Origin of the sequence: Azospirillum sp. B4 (assembly GCF_000333275.1) — a bacterium.
Taxonomy (GTDB): Bacteria; Pseudomonadota; Alphaproteobacteria; order Azospirillales; family Azospirillaceae; genus Nitrospirillum.
In genome coordinates this window covers 1-21,543 of sequence record NZ_BACU01000189.1, presented here as the reverse complement: position 1 = coordinate 21,543, position 21,543 = coordinate 1, and the positions used below count along the sequence as shown (strand labels likewise).

The following is a 21,543-nucleotide window of genomic DNA, read 5'->3' as shown; positions in this document are numbered from 1 at the left end:
TGGCGTAAATGGCTGCGTGCAAGCGTGGGGGACTGGATGTCGGATGTCAGGGGCGTTGGAGTGGTGGTGGCCGAAGGGGGCGCCGCCTTCGCATCCTGGCGTCGATTCATATGGCCGGCGCTGCATACGCTGCTGATGGCCGTGGCGCTGACGCCCCTTCTTGTTTCGGTGGCGCCTGCCCTGAACGACTATCCGCAACATCTGGCGCGCTTGGCGGCGGAGGCGCGTTACGCCCACGATCCAGACCTGCAACGTTATTACACGCTGGACTGGGAATTGCGGCCGAACGTGAACCTGGCCGTGGACATGCTGGTGGCGCCGTTGATCGGGCCGTTCTCTCCCTGGACGGCCGGGCGGCTGTTCCTGGTGGCGACGCTGCTGTTGACGGCGACCGGCGCCTGGCGGTTGTCCCGGCAACTGAACCGGGGTCAGGCTGGCGTCCCGTGGTATGCTGGCCTGCTGGTGTACCCCGTGCTCTACAACACGGTTTTCCTGGACGGCATCATCAATCTGGCCTTCGGTATAGCCCTGGCCTTGTGGATGCTGGTTTTCTGGCTGGGCACCCGGTCACGGCCTTTGCTATGGCGCCTGCCGCCCCTGGTGTTGGGGGGGCTGGCGGTCATGCTGGCGCACGCGGTGGCGTTCGCCGGATTGTTCGCCATCGTGTTCTGGCTGGAGGTGGGCTTGCGGTTCCGCCTGGGGCGCGATCCCACCTATCCGCCGCGGGGCTGGCGCGATTGGGGGGAACTCGCAGCCTTGGCTTTGGGTCCTGTTGCCCTGGTGGCGGTCGCCAGCGGGCGCCAGATGTTGCCCAATCCCTATACCCAATGGCCCAGCCTGCGTTCCATGATCGACGCGCTGAAGGCGCCGGCGGCCTTGCTGGTCGCATCCCCCTGGGCCGCGGGCGTGCTGTTGGCCGTGGTCCTGGGCCTGGTCGTCGCCCGCCGCGTCAGCGTGGCACCCGTCGCCCGTCTGCCGCTCCTGGTCCTGGGGCCCCTGTCGCTGCTGGTGCCGCCGATCATTTCGGCGGTGGCGCAGATGCATATCCGTCTGCCGGTGATGCTCGCCCTGGTCCTGCTGGCGGGATGCCGCGTGCGTCTGACGGCGCGGGAACGGCCGGCGGTGGTGGGGGCCGCCACCCTGGCCGTGCTGGGCCTGTTCTCGGTGGTGTCGGTGGAATGGCGCGGATGCGGGCGGGCCGTCGATGACCTATTGGCGGCCATCCCCGAGGACTGGCGGGGCCGCCGGGTCTTGCCCATTCTCCAGGCAGATCCCCAAGGGCATGGGATTGGCGCGTCGTGTCACCGGGCCACGGCGGTATGGCACTGGACGGCGCTGACGGTCATCACCCACTCCACGCTCGATCCCTTGACCTTCATTTCCATGAGCCTGCAGTTCCGTCCCGAACATGCCTTTATCGACCTGGTGTCCAATCCGGTGGAGGTGGGGCAGCTGGCGACCTCCGACGGGCAGTGGTGGGATGGGTGGCGCCAACGTTTCGACCGCGTGCTGTTCCTGCATCCCAACGGCCCGGCCCCGGCCCCTGCACCGGGCCTCACCCTGGTTCACCAGGGGCCGATGGCCGATCTTTACTCCATCGATTCCCAACCCTGAGACGCTTCTCCAGGCTCACGACGCATTGGATAGGTACGGGATTGCGCGAAAGATGCCAGCCTGGGCTTTATGCGACCATCATCAAGGATGGGAAACGGTGATTCTTTATTTGAACTCTTGGCGGGTATAGTGGTGCCATCCGCGCACAGAGTCGCCCGGGATCAATCGTTATTGAAAGGGAGCGGAACAAACTGCCCCGCCACCGCGCAGTGATGCCGGAGGTGGTGTGTTCGGCATCCGCACCGAATGCCCGCCGCTCGCGGCATTCCCACTGTCGGTGGGTTCTTGATGCATTAACGGAGTCCGTCATGGTTGATTTTAATTTGGTGATGATTTCGGCAGGGTTCGAGCATGGCGGCAACGTCACGCATCGTCATCTCGACGGTCATTCCCGGCTGTTGGTCTATCCGTTCGAATCCCAGCTGGGGAACCGGAACTTCAATGATTTCCTGTCTTCGGTGGAGCGGGTCCAATATCGCTATCCCGAATTCGCCGAAGGTTTGGCGCCGGCTGAGCTTTATGAGCAGTTCATTGACGAGGAGATGAAGACCTTCCTGCGCAAGCGCAATGGCTCCAAGTTCAGAGACACGGCCCTTGACCTGGATGAGAAGGAGCGCATCGCCGACTTCATCCAGTTCCTCGGTCAACCGCCGCATTTCCGCCGGAACGCCGTCGAAGCGTTCTTCCGGGCCACGTTTTCGTCGTGGAAGAACTATTACACGTCACAGCGTGAGGGCATGACGTATGTGGGCTATTCACCAACGATCGGCATCGATGCCGACCGCGTCGTGCGCGATTTCCCGCACGCCCGCATCATGCACATCATCCGCAATCCCTTCTCGGCGTACCGTGACACCAAGCGGCGACCGTTCCCGCAGACGCTGAACCGCTACCTGATCACCTGGAACATCTATCATTCGACCGTGGAGATGTTCGCCCGGATGTATCCGTCGAATGTCAGGATTTTCCGCTATGAGGATCTGGTTGGTGACAAGCGATCCTTCATGGAGGAGGTGTCCAAGTTCATCGGTGTCGATTTTGAGCCCAGCATGCTTTACCCCAGCTGGAACGGGGTGGAGATCAAGGAGAACATCGCCCCCTGGGGAACGGTCCTGAAGAGCACGGCGGACTACAACCGCGAGATCATTTCCGAACTATCCAATGCGGAAAAGACTCAAATCGCCGATGGCACCCGCGCTGTCGCGCGGCACTTCGGATACCATAAGATTCCTTATCTGTCCGAGTACTACGGTGCTGAGTAAAATACGCCACTTCGCGACGGGGCGGCATTTGGCCGACCCGTCGACGTTGGATGTGTCATCCATCGGCGCCCTTTTTCACGGCAGGTTGCGGGAGTGTCGTCCGGCGGCGCGCGGCACCCTCAACATCTGCTTCCTGGCGGATCTTGATGGACATGCCGTTGTCCTCAAGACACATCTGGCGCCGGATGGGCGTGAGAGCTTGCGCCGCGAGGCCGCCCTTGCGCAGGCCGCATATGGCGGCTCGCTGGTGATTGACTACAGGGATGCCCCCGATCCGGCCATTGGCGCACGTGGCTGGTTGATCATGCCGGCGTTGCGGCCCCTGGGCGGCGATATGGAGCCCGAGGTCGTGCGGCGCATGGCGCAGATGTTCGGGCGGCGGCAGTGGTTGGCGACACCGGACAAGGATGATGACTTGGCCCTCAGGGTGAGGGAAGGGCGGGTGGGGCTTCAGCACCTTCACCATTCGGGGCTGGTGGACGCGACCCTCTCTGCAAGGGCGGCACGCCACCTGGCGTTTTTGGAAGAGCGCCTGGATGAATTCCCCAAGGTGGTCTGTCACGGCGATTTGGGGCCGAAGAATATCCTTTCCGGTCAGGACGGCCCCGTCGCCATTGACTGGGAGGACGCGTTTTGGGGACCCGAAGGGTACGATTTCTTGTATTGGCTGACCTTTATCGGTAACCGGCGCCATTGCCATCGCGGGAATCTCGGGTCTTCCCCACTGGGCAGCGATGCCGAGATTTCCGTTCTCACGCTCATCGTTGTTCTTAAATCCTATCTGTCGGTGATTTCTGGAGAGCATATAAACAACAGGATCAGTATAAGCAGCCGCTTGGCGGATATCATGGAAGTATGATTTCTTTTTCGGGAAACCACCGACGGCGACGGTGGCTCAGGGTCGTGTATGAATATTATGATGCATTGGAAATAATTGGTCGGATGGGGCTGGATGGGTGTGGACGATATCCCCCTGGCGGAGATCGCCGGGCTGGCGCAGGACGCCAGGTGTGAGGCGCTGCAGATGGTGCACAGGGCGCGCGCGTCCCATATCGGCAGCTGTTTTTCCGCCGCGGACATCCTCGCCTGCCTGTACGGGCATGTCCTGCGGATCCGCCCGGCGCAGCCGGACTGGCCGGACCGTGACCGCTTCATCCTGAGCAAGGGCCATGCGGCGGCCATCCTCTATGCGACCCTGGCGTTGAAGGGTTTTTTCCCGCGCGCCTGGCTGGACGGATATTGCGCCAATGGCCAACCCCTGGGGGGGCACGCCATCGCCGCCGGTGTGCCCGGGGTGGAGGTTTCGACAGGCTCGCTGGGGCATGGCCTGCCCATCGGGCTGGGCATGGCGCTGGGGCTGCGTCGCGCCGATGCCAGCCATCCCAAGGTGGCCAACCATCCCAGGGTGTACGTGATGCTGTCCGACGGGGAATGCGACGAAGGCAGCGTATGGGAGGCCGCCCTGCTGGCGGGCGCGCGCCGGATCGACAATCTGGTTGCCATCGTCGACTACAACAAGATTCAAAGTTTCGGGCGCGTGGCCGACATCATCGACCTGGAGCCCTTCGGCGCCAAATGGGCGGCCTTCGGCTGGCAAGTGATCGAGGTCGATGGGCACGATCATGGGGCGGTCTGCGCCGCCCTGCGGTTGGCGGGGGGCGCCGGCCGGCCCTCGGTCCTGATCGCCCATACGGTGAAGGGCAAGGGGGTCCGCTACATGGAGGACCAACTGCTTTGGCACTACCGGTCGCCCACGGCGGATGAGCTGCGGCAGGCCCTGCGGGAGCTGCGGTCATGAGGAACACCTTCATCAGCCGCCTGGTCGACCTTGCCGCGCAGGATGAGCGCATCCACCTGCTGACGGGGGACCTCGGTTTTTCCGTCCTGGAGCCCTTTCGCGACCGGTTTCCCGACCGCTATCTCAACGTCGGGGTGGCGGAGCAGAACATGATCGGTATTGCCGCCGGCCTGGCGCTGACGGGGAAGAAGGTCTTCGCCTATTCCATCGTCAACTTCGCGGTGACCCGCGCCCTTGAACAGATCCGCGTCGACGTGTGCTACCACAACCTGGACGTCACCGTGGTGGCCGTGGGCGGCGGGGTTCCCTATGGTCCCCAGGGATATACCCATCACGGGGCGGAGGATGTCGCCTTCACCCGGGTATTGCCCAACATGGCGGTGATGGCGCCCTGTGACCCCCATGAGGCGGCGTGGGCGACCACCCACCTATATCGGCGGCGGGGACCGTCCTATCTGCGTCTGGGCAAGGGCGGCGAACCGGCCATCCATGGCGGTGCCCTCGCGGACACGGCCGGTTCCGGCTGGTTTGATTTGGGTGGCGGCGGACGCGTCGCGCTGTTGGCCAACGGCCCCATCCTGGGGGAATGCGTGAAGGCCGCCGAGATGCTGGTGGCCGAGGGCATCGGCGTCAGGCTGATCTCCGTTCCCGCCGTGGCCCCCTTGCCCACGGCGCCCCTGCTGACCCTGGCACGGGAGTGCGACCGCCTGGTGGTGGTGGAGGAGCACAGTCGCAGCGGCGGTCTGGGTGGCGCCGTCGCCGAAGTCCTCAGCGAATATCCCGGCATGCCGGCGGTCAAGCGCCTGGGCCTCGACAGCGGCAAGATCAAGACCATCGGAGACCAGCGGTTCCTTTGGCGGGAAAACGGCATCGACGCGGCGGGGATCGCCGCCGCTGTGTGGTCGTGGGTGGATGGGGGGCCGGCGCTGATGCCGGGAGACACCATATGATACGCCCGCATTGCTGGAGGGGGCGGAGCGTCCCCATCACCACCCTCGCTGTTCCGGTGATGTCATGACCGACGGAAAACGGCGCCGCATCCTGCTGACCGGTGGTTCCGGCTTTGTCGGTTCCGCCGTGGCGCATAGCTTGGCGGCGGCCGGGCGCGATGTGGCGCTGGTGCTTCGCGCCAATGGGGATCGCGCGCGGTTGAGCGCCCTGGCGACGCCGCCCACCCTCATAGAGGGCGATCTGACGCGGCCCGGTCCGTGGGAGCGGGCGGTCGCCGATTTCCGGCCCGATGCCGTCGCCCACCTGGCCTGGTGGGGTGTCAAGGGCAAGGACCGTGACCGCCGGGAACAGCACGACAACGTCACCGCCAGTCTGCGGCTATACGATGCCGCCCTGGCTGGGGGGTGCCGCCGGTTCGTCGGCCTGGGCTCGCAGGCGGAATATGGGCCCTGTTCCGCCAAAATCCATGAATCGGCCCCCACCCGGCCGACGACGGTCTATGGGGCGGCCAAGTTATCCACCTACCTTCTGCTGGATCGGCTGGCCGCGAAGGACGGGGTCTCGCTCGCCTGGCTGCGCTTGTTTTCGTCCTATGGTCCCGGGGACGATCCCAGCTGGCTCATCCCGTATGTCACCCTGACCCTCCTGGCCGGCGGCCGGCCGAAGCTGACGGCGGCGGAACAGATCTGGGACTATATTTATGTCGATGACGTCGCGGCGGGGGTCATCGCCCTGTGTGACAGCGATGCCCCCGGCGTGTTCAACATCGGCTCCGGCACGGCCGTGCCCTTGCGGGACATCATCATCGCGGTGCGTGACTTGATCGATCCCGCTTTGCCGCTCGGCTTCGGGGAATCCCCCTATCGGCCTGACCAGGTGATGCACCTGGAGGCCGACATCGCGGCGTTGACCACGGCGACGGGATGGCGGCCACGGGTTTCATTGGACACGGGATTGAGGCGTACCGTCGACTGGTTCCGCGCTCACAATCCCGCCAGCTCAAACTCGGGTTCGAACGCGGGACCGGCCCGCGCCGGATGACCCGGTAGCGACTGGGCGGGCCATTCGCTCCCGCGCTCGCGTCAGGCGCGCGGCCTGCGGCGTGGCCGAAGGGCGTCGCGCATGGCGAAGCTGGAACTGATGCGGGTGACGCCGGGCAGGCGGGACAGGACCTCGCCGTGGATGGCCTCGTAAGCGGCGACGCTGTCGGTGCGCAGCCGCAGCCAATAATCGACATCCCCCGTCATTAGGAAGCACTCACGGACTTCCGGGCACTGCCGCACCGCATGCTCGAAGCGGGAAAGGTAGTCCTCGGTCTGCCGGTCCAGGGTCACCTGCACCACGACGTCGACACCGCGGTCGTTATCCTCAGGCCCGGTGATCACCGTGTAGCCGCGGATGACGCCGCGATCCTCCAGCAGCTTGATCCGGCGCAGGCAGGCCGAGGGCGACAGGCCCACCGCCTCCGCGATTTCGGAATTGGGTTTGCGCCCGTCGGTGTGCAGCACGCGCAGGATGGCGCGGTCGATGTCGTCAATGGCCGATGGCATGGAATTGCGCAACCTTCGCACAATGATGCGTCGCTGACCAACATATAGCAATTCATGCCAGACTATGGCAGCCGATTTGAAAGGCCGTGCGGTAGGATTCCATGATCCGAACGCGGGGGGCTTAGACGTGATCGCCGGTGCGAGCCTGACCATAGACCTGGAGTCCCTGGCCCAGAATTACCGCCTCATCCGCGCGCGGGTGGCGCCGGCGCAGGTGGGCGGCGTCGTCAAGGCGGACGGCTATGGACTGGGCGCGCTGCCGGTCGCCACCACCTTGATCGGGCAAGGCTGCCGCCACATTTTCGTCGCCCTGCTGGCTGAGGCCATGGCCCTGCTGCCGGAAATCGGCGACCGGGCCTCGGTCTATGTCCTCAACGGGCTGCTGCCAGGGGCGGAGGCCGCGTGCGCGCGGGCGGGGGCGATCCCCGTGCTCAACTCGCTGGACCAGGTCGAGCGCTGGTCCGCCCAGGGTCGCGCCGATGGTTCGGTGCTGCCCGCCGTCCTGCAGGTCGATACCGGCATGTCGCGCATGGGGCTGCCGGGGGATGAGGTCGACCGCCTGCTGGCCGCGCCCGGCTTGCTCGCGGCCATCGACCTGCGGTTCCTGATCAGCCATCTGGCTTGCGCCGATGACGCGGACGACCCGGCCAACGCCGACCAGGCCGCGCGCTTCCAGGCCATCGCCGATCGCTTCCCCGGCGTGCCCCGCGCCCTGGACAACAGCGGTGGCGTCTTTCATGAGCGCGGACATTTCGACCTGGTGCGCGCCGGCATCGCCCTGTATGGCGGGGCGCCGCGACATGACGCCCCCAACCCGATGCGCCCGGTGGTGGCGCTTGAAGCCCGCATCGCCCAGCTTCGCACCGTTCCGCCCAGCACCGGCGTGGGCTATGGCCTGACCTTCCGGACCACGCGTGAGACGCGGATCGCCACCATCCCGGTCGGCTACGCCGATGGCTGGCCGCGCTGCCTGGGCAACCGGGGCGCGGCCTACATCGCCGGCATCCGCGTGCCCATCGTCGGGCGCGTGTCGATGGACAGCATCACCCTGGACGTGACGGACGTGCCGGAGACGCACCTGCATCCCGGCGCGCCGGTGGAACTGATCGGTCCGCACCAGACCATCGACCAGGTCGCGGCCGACGCCGGCACCATTTCCTATGAGATCCTCACCCAACTCAGCCGCCGCTATGAGAGGCACTATCGCCCCGCCTTGGCCGGCACCCCGGATCGGAGCACCGCCCCATGAAGATCGCCATCCTCGGCAGCGGCGTCATCGGCGTCACCTCGGCCTGGTACCTGGCCGAGGCGGGGCATGAGGTCGTCGTCATCGACCGCCAGGCCGGCCCGGCCCTGGAAACCAGCTTCGCCAACGCCGGCGAGATTTCGCCCGGCTACGCCTCGCCCTGGGCGGCGCCCGGCATCCCGGCCAAGGCGGTGCGCTGGCTGATGATGAAGCACGCCCCGCTGATCTTGCGGCCGAAGATGGACATGGCCATGCTGCGCTGGCTGCTGGCCATGCTCGGCAACTGCAACGCCCGCGACTACGCGATCAACAAGAGCCGCATGGTGCGCCTGGCCGAATTCAGCCGCGACCGCCTGATCGCCCTGCGCCAGTACACCGGCATCAGCTATGATGAGCGGATGCAGGGCACGCTGCAGCTGTTTCGCGACCAGAAGCAGATGGACGGCATCGCCAAGGACATCGCGGTGCTGAAGGCCGACGGCGTCCCGTTCGAGGTGCTGGACAGGGCGGGCTGCATCGCGGCGGAGCCGGGCCTGGCCGCCTCCGCCGTTCCCTTCGTGGGCGGCCTGCGCCTGCCCAATGACGAGACGGGTGATTGCTTCAAGTTCACCAACGCCCTGGCCGCGCTGGCGGAGGCGCGGGGCGTGCGCTTTCTGAACGGCACCGCCATCACCCGGCTGGTCCAGGACGGCGGGCGGATCACGCGCGTCGAAACCAGCCAGGGGCCGGTCACCGCCGACGCCTATCTGGTCGCCCTGGGCAGTTATTCCCCCCGCCTGGTGGCGCCGCTGGGCCTGCGCCTTCCCGTCTATCCGGTCAAGGGCTATTCCCTGACGGTGCCCATCATCGATGAGGCGCGGGCGCCGGTCTCCACCCTGCTGGACGAGAGCTACAAGGTGGCGATCACCCGCCTGGGCGACCGCATCCGCGTGGGCGGCATGGCCGAGATTTCGGGCTTCACCACCGACCTGCCGGCGGCCCGGCGCGCCACGCTGGAGCTGTCGGCCGGTTCGCTGTTCCCGGGAGCCGGCGACCTGGCCGCGGCCACCTTCTGGTCCGGCCTGCGCCCCATGACGCCGGACAGCACGCCGGTGGTCGGCCCCACCCGCATCCCCAACCTGTTCCTCAACACCGGCCATGGCACGCTGGGCTGGACAATGGCCTGCGGCTCCGCGCATGTGATCGCGGACCTGATCACCGGCCGCCGGCCCGCCATCGAGGCGGCCGACCTGGCGATCAGCCGCTATTGATTGACCTCTGAGCCTCTAGGGAAGGACCCAAGCATGACCATCACCCGCATCGATCAAGGCCCGCGCATGAGCCAGGCCGTGGTCCACGGCGACACCGTCTATCTGGCCGGCCAGGTCGGCAAGCCCGGTGACAGCGTGACGGAGCAGACCAGGACCGTCCTGGCCAGCATCGAATCGCTGCTGGCCCAGGCCGGCAGCAGCAAGCAGCACCTGCTGTCTGCCACCATCTGGCTGGCCGACATGGCTGACTTCGCCGAGATGAACGCGGTGTGGGATGCCTGGATCGCCGACGCCCCGGCCCCGACCCGCGCCACCGGTGAGTCGAAGCTCGCCACCCCCGACTACAAGGTCGAGATCATCATCGTCGCCGCCAAGGCCTGATGATCGCCGGGGCGCCGCCATTGGGGCGGCGCCCCGACACCCTTGTGCTGGCCATCCCCTGTGGGTGCGCTGCACGACGGACACTGGTCCCCACCCGCCGTGACGTCCAGCCCGGCACCCGCGCTTGATTGGACGGACGCATGGGGGCCATGCGCGATCTATGATCTTGCGCCGCCGCCCCGATCATGGCATACGATTGAAACGCGGGCATCGCTTCAAGATATTGTGTCTTTCAAACCAGACATAACAATATCTTGTGCTCTCAACCTTGCAAAGCCGCCTCGAAAGGTTCAGCGAGGCCAGGTTGCCGCGTCATAGGGTCGGATCACCTCCACCCACCAGGGTCCCCTTCGTCTAGAGGCCTAGGACACCGCCCTTTCACGGCGGCGACACGGGTTCGAATCCCGTAGGGGACGCCACGCTTCCAGCGTTTGGGCTGGATTTTGCGGGACAATCTGGGGACAAATGGATCCGCGGGACATCCAGCGGAGACGGCATTCCCATGGCTACCATCGCTCCCCGGAAAAGCCGGGACGGCCAGGTCATTGGCTACCAGGTGAAGATCCGGCGTAACGGCTTCCCCACCCAATCCAAAACCTTCGAGACCAAGACCGACGCGAAGCGTTGGGCCGCCGAGATGGAATCGGAAATCTCCCGTGGCGCCTTCGTCGATCGCAGCGAGGCGGAGCGCAACACCCTGGGCGACCTGATACGCCGCTATCAAGCGGAGATCACACCAACCAAGCAGGGAGGCGAAAAGGAGAAGGGCCACCTGGCCGTGATCCTGGACGACCAGATCAGCCTGATGCGGATGACCATGCTGGCGTCGAAGGATGTGGGCGCCTTCCGCGACCGGATGGCCGCCGCCGCTTACGCTCCGGCCACCATCGTCCGCCGGTTGAACCTTATCGCGACCGTCATCAACCACGCCCGGTCCGAATGGGGTGTCCATGTGGTCGACAATATGGCGTCGGCCAAGCTGACGGCGCGCCCGAAGGGGGCTGATCGGAAGCGGGAGCGCCGGCTGCAACCCGCCCGCGTCGTCGCGGGACGGGAGGAGTGTCCCGCGGAGGAGGAAACCCTGTTCAAGGCGCTCGCGGCGGGCCGTCACGCGGCCCTGACGGTGCCGCTGGCCCGGCTGGCTGTGAACCGGCGCTGAAGGGGAGCCCCGAGGTTGCCCGCACTCAACAGCCTGACAAATCAGCAGAAATTATATAAAGAGCGGGGTCCAGACCGGCACCAGTCTGGACCCCGCTCTTTATCACTTTCTTCAGCTGTTTGAGTACGTTGCCTCACTTTTCTCAGGAGGGGCCCCCTTCGATGCCGGTTCACAGCTCAGCTTCCTGCAAGCGGACGCCCCCAGGTGAAGCGCGTCCCTCTATGCCGGCCGCTCCAGCACCATCGCGATACCCTGTCCTCCGCCGATGCACATGGTGGCCAGGCCATAGCGCCCACCGATACGCTCCAGCTCATATAGTGCCTTGACGGTGATGATGGCGCCGGTGGCGCCTAGGGGGTGGCCCAATGCGATGGCGCCGCCATTCGGGTTGGTCTTTTCGGGCGGCAGGCCCAACTGTTGGGAGACGGCGCAGGCCTGGGCGGCGAAGGCCTCGTTGCTCTCGATGACGTCCATGTCCCCGACCGTCAGGTCGGCTCGTCTCAAGGCGATCTCCACGGCGCCTACCGGACCCAGGCCCATGACCTCCGGGGCAACACCGGCGTGCCCCCAGGATGCGATGCGAGCCAGGATCGGCAGGTTCCGCCGCTGGGCCTCCGCGGCGGACATGAGCACCACGGCGGCCGCCCCGTCATTGATGCCGGAGGCGTTGCCGGCCGTGACGGTGCCGTCGCGCTGGAAGGCGGGGCGCAGGGTCGCGAGCTGCGCCGGCGACACGTCGGGCCGCACATGCTCATCGGTGTCGAACAGGGTGGTGCCCTTGCGGCTCTTGATCTCGACCGGGACGATCTGGGACTTGAAGCGGCCCTCGGCGATGGCTCGCGCCGCCCGCTGGTGGCTCTCGGCGGCGAAGGTGTCCTGCTGTTCCCGTGTAATGCCGCACCGCTTTGCCACGTTCTCGGCCGTGACCCCCATGTGGCCGTGGCCGAAGGGATCCGTCAGGACGGTCAGCAGGGCGTCCGTCAAAGCGGCGTCGCCCATCTTGGTGCCGCCGCGCGAGGAGGTCAGCACGTGGGGGGCGTTGCTCATGCTTTCCGCCCCGCCGGCGACCGCGACATGGCATTCCCCCAGCCGGATAGCCTGTGCCGCCGAAATGATGGCCTGCAAGCCGGAACCGCAGAGCCGGTTCAGGGTCATGGCGGGGGCCGCCGCCGGGATGCCGGCGCGCAGTGCGGCCACCCGGGCCAGATAGGCGTCATGGGGGTGGCTGGGGATGACCTGCCCCATGACGACGTGGCCCACCCCCTCCGGGGCGGTGCCGGCCCGGCGCAGAGCCTCGCCGATGACGAGGGCGCCGAGGTCGGCCGGCGTGATGTCCTTCAGCGAGCCGAGGAACCCGCCCACGGCGGTTCGCACCGCCCCGACGATAACGACGTCATTGCCTGTAACCATCCTTAGCTCTCCTAGCCATGATCGGGGCTGGAATGCGGGTCGTCCCGCATTCTGATGAGGATTTTCCCCCGAGCCTGTCCGGCTTCGCTGTGGGCCATCGCCTGGGCGGCGTCCTTCAGGGGATATACCCTGTTCACCGGCAAGCGCAGGTGCCCGGCATCAACCAGCGCCGCGATCTCGCGCAGACCCTCCTGATTCGGCGCCACCGCCACGGTCAGGGCGTGGACGCCCCGGGCGGCCGCCAAGTCGGCGGGCAGGGGGGTGGGGTCCAGGGTGACGAGGGTGCCGCCCGACCGAAGCACGGCGAAGGACCGGCGCTGGACGTCGCCGCCCACGCTGTCCACCACCAGGTCGACACCACGCAGTTGGGCGGCGAAATCCTCGGTCCGGTAGTCGATGACGTGATCCGCGCCCAGGCCGGTGACGAACGCGCGATTGGCGGCGGAGCAGGTGGCGATTACCTCCGCGCCGGCCCGCTTGGCCAGCTGCACGGCCAGGCACCCCACGCCGCCGGCTGCGGCGTGGATCAGCACGCGTTGGCCGGGCCTCAGGTCCCCGTGATCGAACAGGGCCATCCGCGCCGTCAGACCGGCCAAGGGCAGGCCCGCCGCTTCATGGAGGGGCATACGCCTCGGCGCCGGCGCCACGCTGTCCACCTTGGCGACGACGTAATCCGCCCAGGCGCCGCCCCGCGGCACGGGGTTCATGCCAAAGACGGCTTGGCCAGGCGTGACGGCGGCCCCGGTACCGCCATCGACCACGGTTCCGGCGATGTCGGCCCCGGGAACGAAAGGCAGCGACAAGGGCACCCAGGCGCGGAACCAGCCGGCGCGGAATTTCCAGTCGGCGGGGTTGACCGAGCTGCCTTCCTGGCGGATCAGCACTTCATTGGGGCCAGGCGACGGCACCGGAATCTCCTCCAGCCGCAGCCGCCCCATGTCGCCATACGCGTGATATCGAACCGCCCGCATCGGCTTCATGCCTCCTCGATCAGGTCGTGGCGCGGAAGAGCGCTTCCTGGCTGGTCGTGGCCACCAGCCGCCCGGCCCGGTCGTACAGCAGGCCGCGCGCCAGCCCGCGTCCGTTGCTGCCCGAGGGCGTGTCGCAGACGTAAAGCAGCCACTGGTCGACGCGGACCGGTCTATGGAACCACATGGCATGGTCCAGGCTGTTGATCGTCAGGGCGTCGCGATTGATGGACAGGCGGCCCGGCCCCACCGCCACGCCGGCCAACCAGTAGTCGGCGGCGAAGGCCAGAAGGGCGCGCTGCTGGTTGTCACTGTCCACCCCGGCCGCGCTGGCCATGCGCAGCCAGAAGGTGCGCTGTGGCTTGTCGGTGGGGCGGAGGAAATAATCATCCGGCTCCACCAGGCGCAATTCCAAGGGGAAGGGGGCTGTATAGACGGCGCACGATGGGGGCAGCCGGTCGGCTTGGCCGGTGACGTAGCGATCCAAGGACAACAGATCCTCTGGGGGCGGCACCTCGGGTGGTGGCGGCGCCTGGTGGTCGAAGCCGGGCTCTGGATCGTGGAAGGAGCAGTGCATGTGGAAAATGGTCCGCCCCTCCTGCTGGGCGGTCACCTGGCGCGCGGCGAACCGTCGGCCGTCCCGCAGCGTCTCCACCTGGTAATCCACCGGCAAGCTGGCGCGGCCCGGCCGCAGGAAGTAGCCGTGCAGGGAATGGGCGGGCCATCCCGGTGCCGTGGCCGCGGCGGCGGCCAGGCCTTGCCCCAACACCAGGCCACCGAACAGCACACCCGCGGGGTTGGCTTGGGTATACTTGGCCCTGAACCGCCCCGGCGCCAGTACGTCCAGGTCCAGCGCGCGTTCCGCCGTGAGGACTGTCCCGGCGGCGGGGGCGATGGCGCTGTCCATGGGGCGCTCAGCCGGCCGCCGCATGGCCGTCCAAGAGCGGCCGCGCATAGGAGATGTCGTCCCGGTCGCGCCGGCAGGGGCCGGTGGAACTCAGCGCGCGGGCCCAGTCCGCCGGCAGGACCATGTCGTTGAAGGTGCCGACCTTCTCATTGACGCAGACCCGGTGGGCGATGCCCCAGCGCCCCTGGCGCTTCTCGAACCGGTCAATGTATCGCCCGAAGCAGAGGCTGGGCGGCCCTTCCCGGTTCTCCCCCCAGAAGATGTAGTAGGTCTCGCCATGGGCGACATCGCCGTCCAGCTCCACCGTATGGTTGGTGATGATGTGCTGGTGGCGCAGCTGGTGCTGGCGGTGATAGCCGATCGCCCAATCCACGAAGGTGGCGGCGTCCCCCTCGGCCACGCCGTGCTGGTCGACGGCGTCGGGATGATAGGCGGAAAGCATCAGGTCGCGGTCGAAACGGTCGACACCGCGGGTGTAGCGGAGCAGGCAATCTTGGATTTCCTGACGGTCCTTGGCCGCGCGGACGAAGGCCAGGAGATCGCGATCCAGGGATGTTTCGCTCATTTGACTCTCACATCGGACGGGACGGACGGGAGAGTCGGTCCGGGGGGCGCACCGGGCAAGCGCGCCATGGTGTCCGCTTGGGAGAGTTCATGGATGTGATATGGCGAGCATTCCCGGTGTGGGCGGGACGAATCCGCCAATAATTGCTCTGCCGGCCATTACTTCATCATTGTTTTTGTTTTGGTCGTTCATGCTTGTTGGGGGGATTTACCGAATATCGCCCATCGTATCCATGATGGACGGCGGGGCTCACTTCGGTGCCCCGGAATGGTCATGCTAGGGTCCGCAATCCAAAGTCATGGGAGATGGCACATGCGCGTCCGGCTGCCGAAAATCGACTATGCGAACGTTCGGCCGCACTGGGCACCCAACTGGGAGTTCGCCCACAGCGTCAATGCGTCCTCGACCATTCCGGCCTTTGTGGAGCCCTATCTGATCAAGGTCATGAAGCTGGCGAAGGAAGTGCTGCCCCCCGCTGAGGAGGAGTTGCACCGCGACATCGACATCTTCATCGCGCAGGAGGCCCAGCACTTTCGCCAGCACAATGGCTTCAACCGCCGCATTCGGGAGTCTTACCCCGACATCGCGCCCCACGAGACCAAGCTTGGGGAAGACTACGAAGTGCTGCTGCGGGAGCGGTCGTTGAAGTTCAATCTTGCTTATTGCGAGGGATTCGAATCCCTGGGTCCCCCTGCCGCCATGATGTGGTTCGAGAAGTACGACGATTTCCTGGTGGGCGCCGACCCGGAAGCGATCGCCCTGTGGAAATGGCATATGGGCGAGGAGTTCGAGCACCGCACGGTCTGCTATCGCCTGTTCCATGCCCTCTACGCCCGGTCGCTGTGGGGACGGTTCTGGAACGGGTGGCTCTACCGCGTCTATGGCTTCATCTATGCCGTGCGGCACCTGGGCACCTACAGCAAGATGGTGCGCAAGGTGCTGGTGGACACGGATCGGCGCAGCATGGATGAAGCGGCGCTGGCTCAATCCCGAACCAACGCACAGACCTTCGCTGAGCATCTGAAGCGCCACACCCTGCCGCAGCTGGTGAAGGTGCTTTCCCCCTTCTACGACCCCGGCACCAAGCCGGAGCCGCGGGGCCTGAGCGAGTACCTGCGTCGGTTTGAGAAGGGCGGCGACATGGGCATCCCCTCTGTGGGCTGATGTGGGCGCCGCGAGGATGACGACATGAACTCTTTGGGGGGCGTCCTGAAAGCACAACCCTTCACCATCGCGGTTCCTCAGCGGAAACTGGATTGGATTGCGGCCAAGCTCGCGCTCTCCGTGCCTGGCTACGCCCCTGCCGATGACCGGAACTGGGCATATGGAACGGACGCCCGCTGGCTGGCCGACCTGCTGGAGTATTGGCGGACTGTCTACGATTGGCGACGCTGCGAGGCGGGCCTGAACCGGCTGCCGCATTTCCGCGCCACCGTCGACGGCGTGGACATCCACTTCATCCATATCCGTGCCGATGGTGGCCAAGACAACGGGCGGAGAAGCGGGGGCAAAAGCCGGCTGCCGCTGATCCTGACCCATGGCTGGCCGGGATCGATCCTTGAGTTTCTGGGCGTGATCCAGCCGCTCACCGCCATGGGCTTCGACCTCGTGATCCCGTCATTGCCGGGCTTCGGCTTTTCCGGCCGTCCTGACGGGGTGATCGGTCCCCGGCGTGTGGCGGCGATGTGGCGAACGCTGATGGTCGATGTTCTGGGCTATCAGCGCTTTGGCGCCCAGGGCGGGGATTGGGGATCGGCGGTGACCACTTGGCTGGGGCGCGACCATGCTGATGTCGTCGCTGCCATCCACCTGAACCTGTTCATGGCGCCGGCCTCCACCAACGGTGACGACGAGGCGACAACGGCCTATCGGGCCAAGCTCGCGGCTGTCCAGGCGATGCAGTCGGCCTACATGATGGAACAGGCGACCAAGCCGCAGACCATAGGCCTTGCGCTGGCGGACACCCCCATCGGCTTTGCCTCCTGGATATGTGAGAAATTCCAGGGCTGGGCCGATACCGGTGGGGACATCCACCGCCGCTTCTCCAAGGACCAGTTGCTGGACGCCGTCATGGTCTATCTGGTGAACGATGCGGTGCAGTCGGCCATCTGGATGTACCGTAGCATTTTCACGGACGGAAGGGGCGAGGGGCGGGTTGAGGTTCCCACCGGCTGCGCCCTATATCCGGCGGAGTTCATGCCCTATCCCCCGCGCCAGGCGGCGGAACGGGCCTATAACGTGGTGGATTGGAAGGAAATGGAGGCTGGCGGCCATTTCGCCGCGATGGAGGAACCGGCGGCCTTCGCCGAGAACGTGGCGTGCTTCTTTGCCGAATGGTGAGGCATCGGCTTTAATGGGCGGGGAGAGGCCGCTGGTGATGCGAGGGGTTTTGTCCAAGGTTGAGCCATCGCCGCCTTTGCGGCGGCCGCGCCGGCGCCGGCGGACGCAGTCGGAGGTGATCCAGCGCCTGGTGGACGCGGCGCACCAGCATTTCAATGAGCGCGGCTACACCGCCACCACGACCAAGGACATCGCCGCGACCGCCGATGTCAGCGAGACCCTGCTCTATCGCCATTTCGGCAGCAAGGCCGGCCTGTTCGACCAGGTGATCTTCGATCCCTTCGATCATATCGCCCAGCGGTTCCTGAATCCCGCCGGTACGGGGCCCGGTCCGACGCTGGATCTCGCGGGGGCGAAGGTCTTCCTGGACCAATTCCTGACTTTCCTGGACGGCAATCATCGCCTGTTGCGCGACTTGCTGGTGAAAGGTATCGCCGAGACGGCGGACGATCGCAGCGAGGCCAGGCTCGACGGCATGCGGCGCCATTACCGCGAGGCCGCGAAACAACTGGAGGCGCTGTACCAGGAAACCGGCCAGCCCTGCCCGCTGGACCCCGACATCGCGGTGCGCCTGGCCTTGGGCATGGTGATTTCAGCCAGCCTGATGGGCGAGTGGCTGTTCCCTGACGGCGCCCCCGACCAGGATCGGTTGGCCGCCAATATCAGACTCATGATGATCCGCGCCTTGGCGCCGGCGAAGGCAGCGACGGACGGATCCCCGGGCTAGCTTATGTAGCGTCACTGCACAGCTAGTGTCTGGAGATCAACGATGACAGCAAGCTTGGCTGCCGAGCGGCCGGCCCCCGTGCGACCGGAGCATGTGCCGGCGGACCGCGTGGTGCATTTCGACATCTACGATGTGCCGGGGGCCGACGAGGATGTGCAACTGGCCTACCGCGCGTTCCAGCAGTCCTGCCCCGACATCTTCTGGACGCCGGCCAATGGCGGCCACTGGGTGGCGACCCGGGCCGAGGATATCGAGGCCATACAGCGGGATCCGGAACGCTTCTCCCACCGGCGGGTGACCTTGCCGCCGATGCCGCCGGAGATGCCCCCGCAGATTCCGCTGGAATTGGACCCGCCTGTCCATGCCGCCTACCGCCGGCCGCTGACCCGGGCGCTGCTGCCCAAGGTGGTCAACGCGCTGGAGGCCAAGGTCAATGACACCGCCGTCAGCCTGATCGAGGGGGTGAAGCCACGCGGCGAATGCGATTTCGTCGCTGACTTCGCCAAGATCCTGCCCATCGTCGTCTTCCTCGACCTGGTCGACCTGCCGCGCGCGGACAGCCCGGGCCTGCTGGAACTGACCGAGGACGCGGTGCGCGGCACGACCATGGAGGTGAAGCAGCGCGCCCATGCCGGTGTGGCCGCCTATCTGCACCCCTGGGTCACGGCCCGCCGGGAACGGCCGGGCGACGACTTGCTGTCGGTCATCGTCAACGCCGACATCGAAGGGGAGCGCATCGGGTTCGGCGAGGCCATGGCCTTCGCCAGCCTGGTGCTGTTCGGCGGCCTGGACACCGTGGCATCCGTCCTGGGGTTCATCGCCCATTTCCTGGCGCGCAATCCCGATCATCGCCGCCAGCTGTGCGACCGGCTGGACGATGACGCCTTCCTGAACGGCGCCATCGAGGAACTGCTGCGTCGGCATGGTGCCGCCAATACCGCCCGGGTCGTGACCAGCGATCTGGAGTTCAAGGGCGTGTTTCTGAAGGCGGGAGACATGATCCTGCCACCCAACCTGCTGTACGGCCTGGATGAGCGGCGGGTGGACGACCCGTTGCGGGTGGACTTCACCCGACCATTCCCGGTTCCGCACGCCGTCTTCGGCAATGGTGCCCATACCTGTCCGGGCGCCGTGCTGGCGCGGCGGGAGATCAAGGCTTTTCTGCGGGAATGGCTGCGGCGCATCCCAGACTTCCAGGTGAAGCCGGGGACCAAGCCGGTGTTGGCGACGGGCATGGTCAACGGGGTGCTGAGTCTGCCCTTGGTCTGGTGACCGCGCCCGAACACCCAGGGTTCTTAAAAACAAAACGGGAGGAAAAACATGACATCGGCAGTTCCACAGCTGGACCGGCTGTTCGGTCTGCAGGGCCGTACCGCGGTTGTAACCGGGGCCGCGACCGGCATCGGGCGGGCGACAGCCCAATTGTTCGCCGCCGCCGGCGCCCATGTCGCGGCCGTGGACATCAATATCGACAAGGCGGAGGAGTTCGCCGCCGAGGTCCGGTCCCAGGGGGGGAAGGCGGTCGCCGTCCAAATGGATCAGGGCAATCCGACCGCCGTCTCGGCGGCCTTCGCGCGGCTGGATGAAGAGCTTCCCCGCGTCGATGTCCTGCTGAACTGCGCCGCGATATATCCGCGCTGTAATTTCGAGACGGTGACGCCCGAGTTTCTGGACCGCATGTACGCCATCAACTTCCGCGGCGTCTTCCAGTGCACGCAGGAAGCTGTGAAGCGGATGAAGGCCAACGGCGGCGGGTCCATCATCAACATCTCCTCCGTCACATCGCTGAAGGCCGGCATCTACGACAATGTCCAGTACGCCATGACCAAGGCGGCGCTGAACGCGCTGACGCAGTCCATCGCCCTGGAATATGCCGAGCACAACATCCGCGTGAACGCCATTCTGCCCGGCGGGGTCGCGACCGAGGCCGCCGCCGCGTCCGTTCAGGTGGGCGATCCCCTGCGCGGCCCCTTCATGCAGCAGGGCCGAGTCCCCCTGGGCAGCCGCAGCGCTGATCCGGCGGAGATCGCCAGCGCTTGTCTTTATCTCGCCAGCGGCGCCTCCAGCTTCGTCACCGGCCAGTTGATCGCCGTCGATGGCGGCTTCCTCATCAGCTGAAAGGGAACCTGCCATGGTTGCTCAAACTCAGATCGCCATCCACGATTTCGACGATCCCACCTACGATCCCTTCGCGGCCGACGACGTCAACTTCGGGGATCATCTCGACCCCTATCCCCAGATCGCGCGGTGGCGGGACCAGGCCCCCGTGATCAAGGGCGCTTATCGGCCTGAAATGGGGCTGGCGGCGGCGCTGATGCCCGACCGGCAGAATTTCATCATCGTCGGCACCAGCGAGATCAACACCGTCCTGACCGATACCAGCCGCTTCTCCAACGCCGCCTATAAGTTCAACCTGGGCGTCACGTTCGGCCAGGGCAGCATCAGCACCATGGACAACCCGGACCATGGCCGCTGGCGCAAGATTTTCCAGAAGATCTTCCTGCCCCAGTACGTCAGCACCTGGGGCGAGACCATCGTCGATCCGGTGGTGCGGGATCTCATGGGGAAATTCCTTGATCGCGGTCACGCCGACCTCATCGAGGAATTCACGCTCCGCTACCCTTTCGAGGTCATCTACCGCCAGCTGGATCTGCCGCAGAGCGATGTCCGAACCTTCCAGCGCCTGGCCATCGGCCAGACCGACTACGTCAACTACGAGAAGGCAATCGAGGCGGGCGTCAAACTGGGTGAATACTTCAAGGACCTGGTGGCGGAACGGCGGGCCCGGCCGGGGGACGACCTGGTCAGTCTGCTGGCGCTGACCAGCGTCGATGGCGACTATTTGCCCGAGGAAATCCTGATCTCCTTTCTGCGGCAACTGATGAACGCCGCCGGCGACACGACGTACCGGGGCACCAGTGTTCTTCTGACGGCCCTGCTGGAAAACCCCGATCAGCTAGAGGCCCTACGCGCCAACCGGTCGCTGATCCCCCAGGCCATCGAGGAGGCCTTGCGCTGGGATGGCCCGGTGGCGGTGCAGCTGCGCATGGCCAGCTGTGATACGCAACTGGCTGGCGTCGACATTCCCGCCGGGTCCTTGCTGGATGTCGTGGCCGGGGCGGCCAACCGCGACCCGGCGCTTTATCCCGATCCCGACCGCTTCAATATTTTCCGGGACAGGAAGCCGCATTTCTCCTTCTCACGCGGGCCGCACATCTGCGTCGGCCAGCATCTGGCGCGGGTGGAGATGACCCGCGCGCTGCATGCCGTGCTGGACCACCTGCCGGGCTTGCGTCCCGACCCTGACAAGCCCCGGGCCGAAATCCGCGGATCCATGATGCGGGTTCCCCACCACCTGTACGTCCGCTTTGGCGACTGATCTCCAAGGATATTGATTAATCATGCCCACTATCAG

The 21,543-nt window shown here is 66.0% G+C and carries 21 protein-coding genes and 1 tRNA gene; 17 read left to right on the top strand and 5 right to left on the bottom strand.

From position 1 onward, the window contains the following. Positions 1 to 36: 36 nt before the first annotated feature. From I55_RS08535 to I55_RS08510, 6 genes are all read left to right on the top strand, one after another. A complete protein-coding gene (locus I55_RS08535; RefSeq protein WP_148293629.1) occupies positions 37 to 1,614 on the top strand; it encodes a hypothetical protein in 1,578 nt (525 codons plus the stop codon). Between the two features lie 308 nt (positions 1,615 to 1,922). Then, positions 1,923 to 2,876, top strand: coding sequence for a sulfotransferase (locus I55_RS08530; protein ID WP_044560091.1), 954 nt, complete (start codon positions 1,923 to 1,925; stop codon positions 2,874 to 2,876). Positions 2,877 to 2,904: 28 nt separating this feature from the next. Beyond that, positions 2,905 to 3,735, top strand: coding sequence for an aminoglycoside phosphotransferase family protein (locus tag I55_RS08525; RefSeq protein ID WP_159107145.1), 831 nt, complete (start codon positions 2,905 to 2,907; stop codon positions 3,733 to 3,735). Positions 3,736 to 3,828: 93 nt separating this feature from the next. Continuing rightward, the gene (locus I55_RS08520; RefSeq protein WP_044560090.1) at positions 3,829 to 4,674 is read left to right on the top strand and encodes a transketolase; all 846 of its coding nucleotides are present in this window, start codon (positions 3,829 to 3,831) and stop codon (positions 4,672 to 4,674) included. After that, on the top strand, positions 4,671 to 5,624 hold the full coding sequence (locus I55_RS08515; protein ID WP_044560089.1) for a transketolase family protein: 954 nt from the start codon (positions 4,671 to 4,673) through the stop codon (positions 5,622 to 5,624). The genes I55_RS08520 and I55_RS08515 overlap by 4 nt, the downstream gene beginning before the upstream one ends. A 64-nt stretch (positions 5,625 to 5,688) precedes the next feature. Then, complete coding sequence (locus tag I55_RS08510) at positions 5,689 to 6,666, top strand: NAD(P)-dependent oxidoreductase (protein WP_044560088.1); 978 nt, start codon at positions 5,689 to 5,691, stop codon at positions 6,664 to 6,666. 41 nt (positions 6,667 to 6,707) lie between these two features. Here I55_RS08510 and I55_RS08505 read toward each other — a convergent pair whose 3' ends face one another. After that, on the bottom strand, positions 6,708 to 7,175 hold the full coding sequence (locus I55_RS08505) for an Lrp/AsnC family transcriptional regulator (protein WP_044560100.1): 468 nt from the start codon (positions 7,173 to 7,175) through the stop codon (positions 6,708 to 6,710). Between the two features lie 127 nt (positions 7,176 to 7,302). Here I55_RS08505 and alr point away from each other — a divergent pair, with 127 nt between their 5' ends. The 5 genes from alr to I55_RS08480 all read left to right on the top strand — a co-directional run bounded on the left by alr (position 7,303) and on the right by I55_RS08480 (position 11,211). Beyond that, entirely contained in the window at positions 7,303 to 8,424 is a 1,122-nt protein-coding gene (alr, locus tag I55_RS08500; protein WP_044560087.1) for an alanine racemase, read from the top strand. Next, complete coding sequence (locus I55_RS08495) at positions 8,421 to 9,671, top strand: D-amino acid dehydrogenase (RefSeq protein WP_044560086.1); 1,251 nt, start codon at positions 8,421 to 8,423, stop codon at positions 9,669 to 9,671. The genes alr and I55_RS08495 overlap by 4 nt, the downstream gene beginning before the upstream one ends. 33 nt (positions 9,672 to 9,704) lie before the next feature. Continuing rightward, entirely contained in the window at positions 9,705 to 10,052 is a 348-nt protein-coding gene (locus I55_RS08490) for a RidA family protein (RefSeq protein ID WP_044560085.1), read from the top strand. Between the two features lie 343 nt (positions 10,053 to 10,395). After that, positions 10,396 to 10,471: transfer RNA gene (locus I55_RS08485), tRNA-Glu, on the top strand. 83 nt (positions 10,472 to 10,554) lie between these two features. Next, complete coding sequence (locus I55_RS08480; protein ID WP_049973955.1) at positions 10,555 to 11,211, top strand: hypothetical protein; 657 nt, start codon at positions 10,555 to 10,557, stop codon at positions 11,209 to 11,211. Positions 11,212 to 11,430: 219 nt separating this feature from the next. Here the strand turns inward: I55_RS08480 and bktB are convergent, their stop codons facing one another. Genes bktB through I55_RS08460 form a run of 4 tightly spaced genes read right to left on the bottom strand, consistent with a single transcriptional unit; the run spans position 11,431 to position 15,061 of the window. Further along, positions 11,431 to 12,621, bottom strand: a complete 1,191-nt coding sequence (gene bktB / locus I55_RS08475; protein ID WP_044560084.1) for a beta-ketothiolase BktB — start codon at positions 12,619 to 12,621, stop codon at positions 11,431 to 11,433. 11 nt (positions 12,622 to 12,632) lie between these two features. Continuing rightward, positions 12,633 to 13,592, bottom strand: a complete 960-nt coding sequence (locus I55_RS08470) for an NADP-dependent oxidoreductase (RefSeq protein WP_044560083.1) — start codon at positions 13,590 to 13,592, stop codon at positions 12,633 to 12,635. A gap of 19 nt (positions 13,593 to 13,611) precedes the next feature. Then, positions 13,612 to 14,496 (bottom strand): acyl-CoA thioesterase II, encoded by an 885-nt coding sequence (locus I55_RS08465; protein ID WP_044560098.1) that lies wholly within the window; start codon positions 14,494 to 14,496, stop codon positions 13,612 to 13,614. Positions 14,497 to 14,503: 7 nt separating this feature from the next. Next, positions 14,504 to 15,061 carry a nuclear transport factor 2 family protein gene (locus tag I55_RS08460; RefSeq protein ID WP_044560082.1) on the bottom strand — a complete coding sequence of 186 codons (558 nt, stop codon included), beginning with the start codon at positions 15,059 to 15,061 and terminating at the stop codon, positions 14,504 to 14,506. A gap of 312 nt (positions 15,062 to 15,373) precedes the next feature. Between I55_RS08460 and I55_RS08455 the strand changes: the two genes are divergently transcribed. From I55_RS08455 to I55_RS08430, 6 genes are read left to right on the top strand one after another with little or no spacing between them, the layout of a single operon-like run. After that, entirely contained in the window at positions 15,374 to 16,225 is an 852-nt protein-coding gene (locus tag I55_RS08455; RefSeq protein ID WP_044560081.1) for a metal-dependent hydrolase, read from the top strand. Positions 16,226 to 16,249: 24 nt separating this feature from the next. Beyond that, positions 16,250 to 17,401 carry an epoxide hydrolase family protein gene (locus I55_RS08450; RefSeq protein WP_044560080.1) on the top strand — a complete coding sequence of 384 codons (1,152 nt, stop codon included), beginning with the start codon at positions 16,250 to 16,252 and terminating at the stop codon, positions 17,399 to 17,401. A gap of 37 nt (positions 17,402 to 17,438) precedes the next feature. Next, positions 17,439 to 18,128: a TetR/AcrR family transcriptional regulator gene (locus tag I55_RS08445; RefSeq protein WP_085939969.1), complete on the top strand. Its 690-nt coding sequence runs from the start codon at positions 17,439 to 17,441 to the stop codon at positions 18,126 to 18,128. Between the two features lie 42 nt (positions 18,129 to 18,170). Next, positions 18,171 to 19,400, top strand: a complete 1,230-nt coding sequence (locus tag I55_RS08440) for a cytochrome P450 (protein WP_044560078.1) — start codon at positions 18,171 to 18,173, stop codon at positions 19,398 to 19,400. A gap of 48 nt (positions 19,401 to 19,448) precedes the next feature. Further along, positions 19,449 to 20,246, top strand: a complete 798-nt coding sequence (locus I55_RS08435; protein ID WP_044560077.1) for an SDR family NAD(P)-dependent oxidoreductase — start codon at positions 19,449 to 19,451, stop codon at positions 20,244 to 20,246. A 13-nt stretch (positions 20,247 to 20,259) separates the two neighbouring features. Next, positions 20,260 to 21,507, top strand: a complete 1,248-nt coding sequence (locus I55_RS08430) for a cytochrome P450 (protein ID WP_044560076.1) — start codon at positions 20,260 to 20,262, stop codon at positions 21,505 to 21,507. Positions 21,508 to 21,543 lie beyond the last annotated feature (36 nt).

Excerpts from the sequence above, each read along its gene's own strand:
- I55_RS08535 (WP_148293629.1), top strand. The coding sequence starts at position 37 with ATGTCGGATGTCAGGGGCGTTGGAGTGGTGGTGGCCGAAGGGGGCGCC.
- I55_RS08530 (WP_044560091.1), top strand. The coding sequence starts at position 1,923 with ATGGTTGATTTTAATTTGGTGATGATTTCGGCAGGGTTCGAGCATGGC.
- I55_RS08520 (WP_044560090.1), top strand. The coding sequence starts at position 3,829 with ATGGGTGTGGACGATATCCCCCTGGCGGAGATCGCCGGGCTGGCGCAG.
- I55_RS08515 (WP_044560089.1), top strand. The coding sequence starts at position 4,671 with ATGAGGAACACCTTCATCAGCCGCCTGGTCGACCTTGCCGCGCAGGAT.
- I55_RS08510 (WP_044560088.1), top strand. The coding sequence starts at position 5,689 with ATGACCGACGGAAAACGGCGCCGCATCCTGCTGACCGGTGGTTCCGGC.
- I55_RS08505 (WP_044560100.1), bottom strand. The coding sequence starts at position 7,175 with ATGCCATCGGCCATTGACGACATCGACCGCGCCATCCTGCGCGTGCTG.
- I55_RS08495 (WP_044560086.1), top strand. The coding sequence starts at position 8,421 with ATGAAGATCGCCATCCTCGGCAGCGGCGTCATCGGCGTCACCTCGGCC.
- I55_RS08490 (WP_044560085.1), top strand. The coding sequence starts at position 9,705 with ATGACCATCACCCGCATCGATCAAGGCCCGCGCATGAGCCAGGCCGTG.
- I55_RS08480 (WP_049973955.1), top strand. The coding sequence starts at position 10,555 with ATGGCTACCATCGCTCCCCGGAAAAGCCGGGACGGCCAGGTCATTGGC.
- bktB (WP_044560084.1), bottom strand. The coding sequence starts at position 12,621 with ATGGTTACAGGCAATGACGTCGTTATCGTCGGGGCGGTGCGAACCGCC.
- I55_RS08470 (WP_044560083.1), bottom strand. The coding sequence starts at position 13,592 with ATGCGGGCGGTTCGATATCACGCGTATGGCGACATGGGGCGGCTGCGG.
- I55_RS08465 (WP_044560098.1), bottom strand. The coding sequence starts at position 14,496 with ATGGACAGCGCCATCGCCCCCGCCGCCGGGACAGTCCTCACGGCGGAA.
- I55_RS08460 (WP_044560082.1), bottom strand. The coding sequence starts at position 15,061 with ATGAGCGAAACATCCCTGGATCGCGATCTCCTGGCCTTCGTCCGCGCG.
- I55_RS08455 (WP_044560081.1), top strand. The coding sequence starts at position 15,374 with ATGCGCGTCCGGCTGCCGAAAATCGACTATGCGAACGTTCGGCCGCAC.
- I55_RS08450 (WP_044560080.1), top strand. The coding sequence starts at position 16,250 with ATGAACTCTTTGGGGGGCGTCCTGAAAGCACAACCCTTCACCATCGCG.
- I55_RS08445 (WP_085939969.1), top strand. The coding sequence starts at position 17,439 with ATGCGAGGGGTTTTGTCCAAGGTTGAGCCATCGCCGCCTTTGCGGCGG.
- I55_RS08440 (WP_044560078.1), top strand. The coding sequence starts at position 18,171 with ATGACAGCAAGCTTGGCTGCCGAGCGGCCGGCCCCCGTGCGACCGGAG.
- I55_RS08435 (WP_044560077.1), top strand. The coding sequence starts at position 19,449 with ATGACATCGGCAGTTCCACAGCTGGACCGGCTGTTCGGTCTGCAGGGC.
- I55_RS08430 (WP_044560076.1), top strand. The coding sequence starts at position 20,260 with ATGGTTGCTCAAACTCAGATCGCCATCCACGATTTCGACGATCCCACC.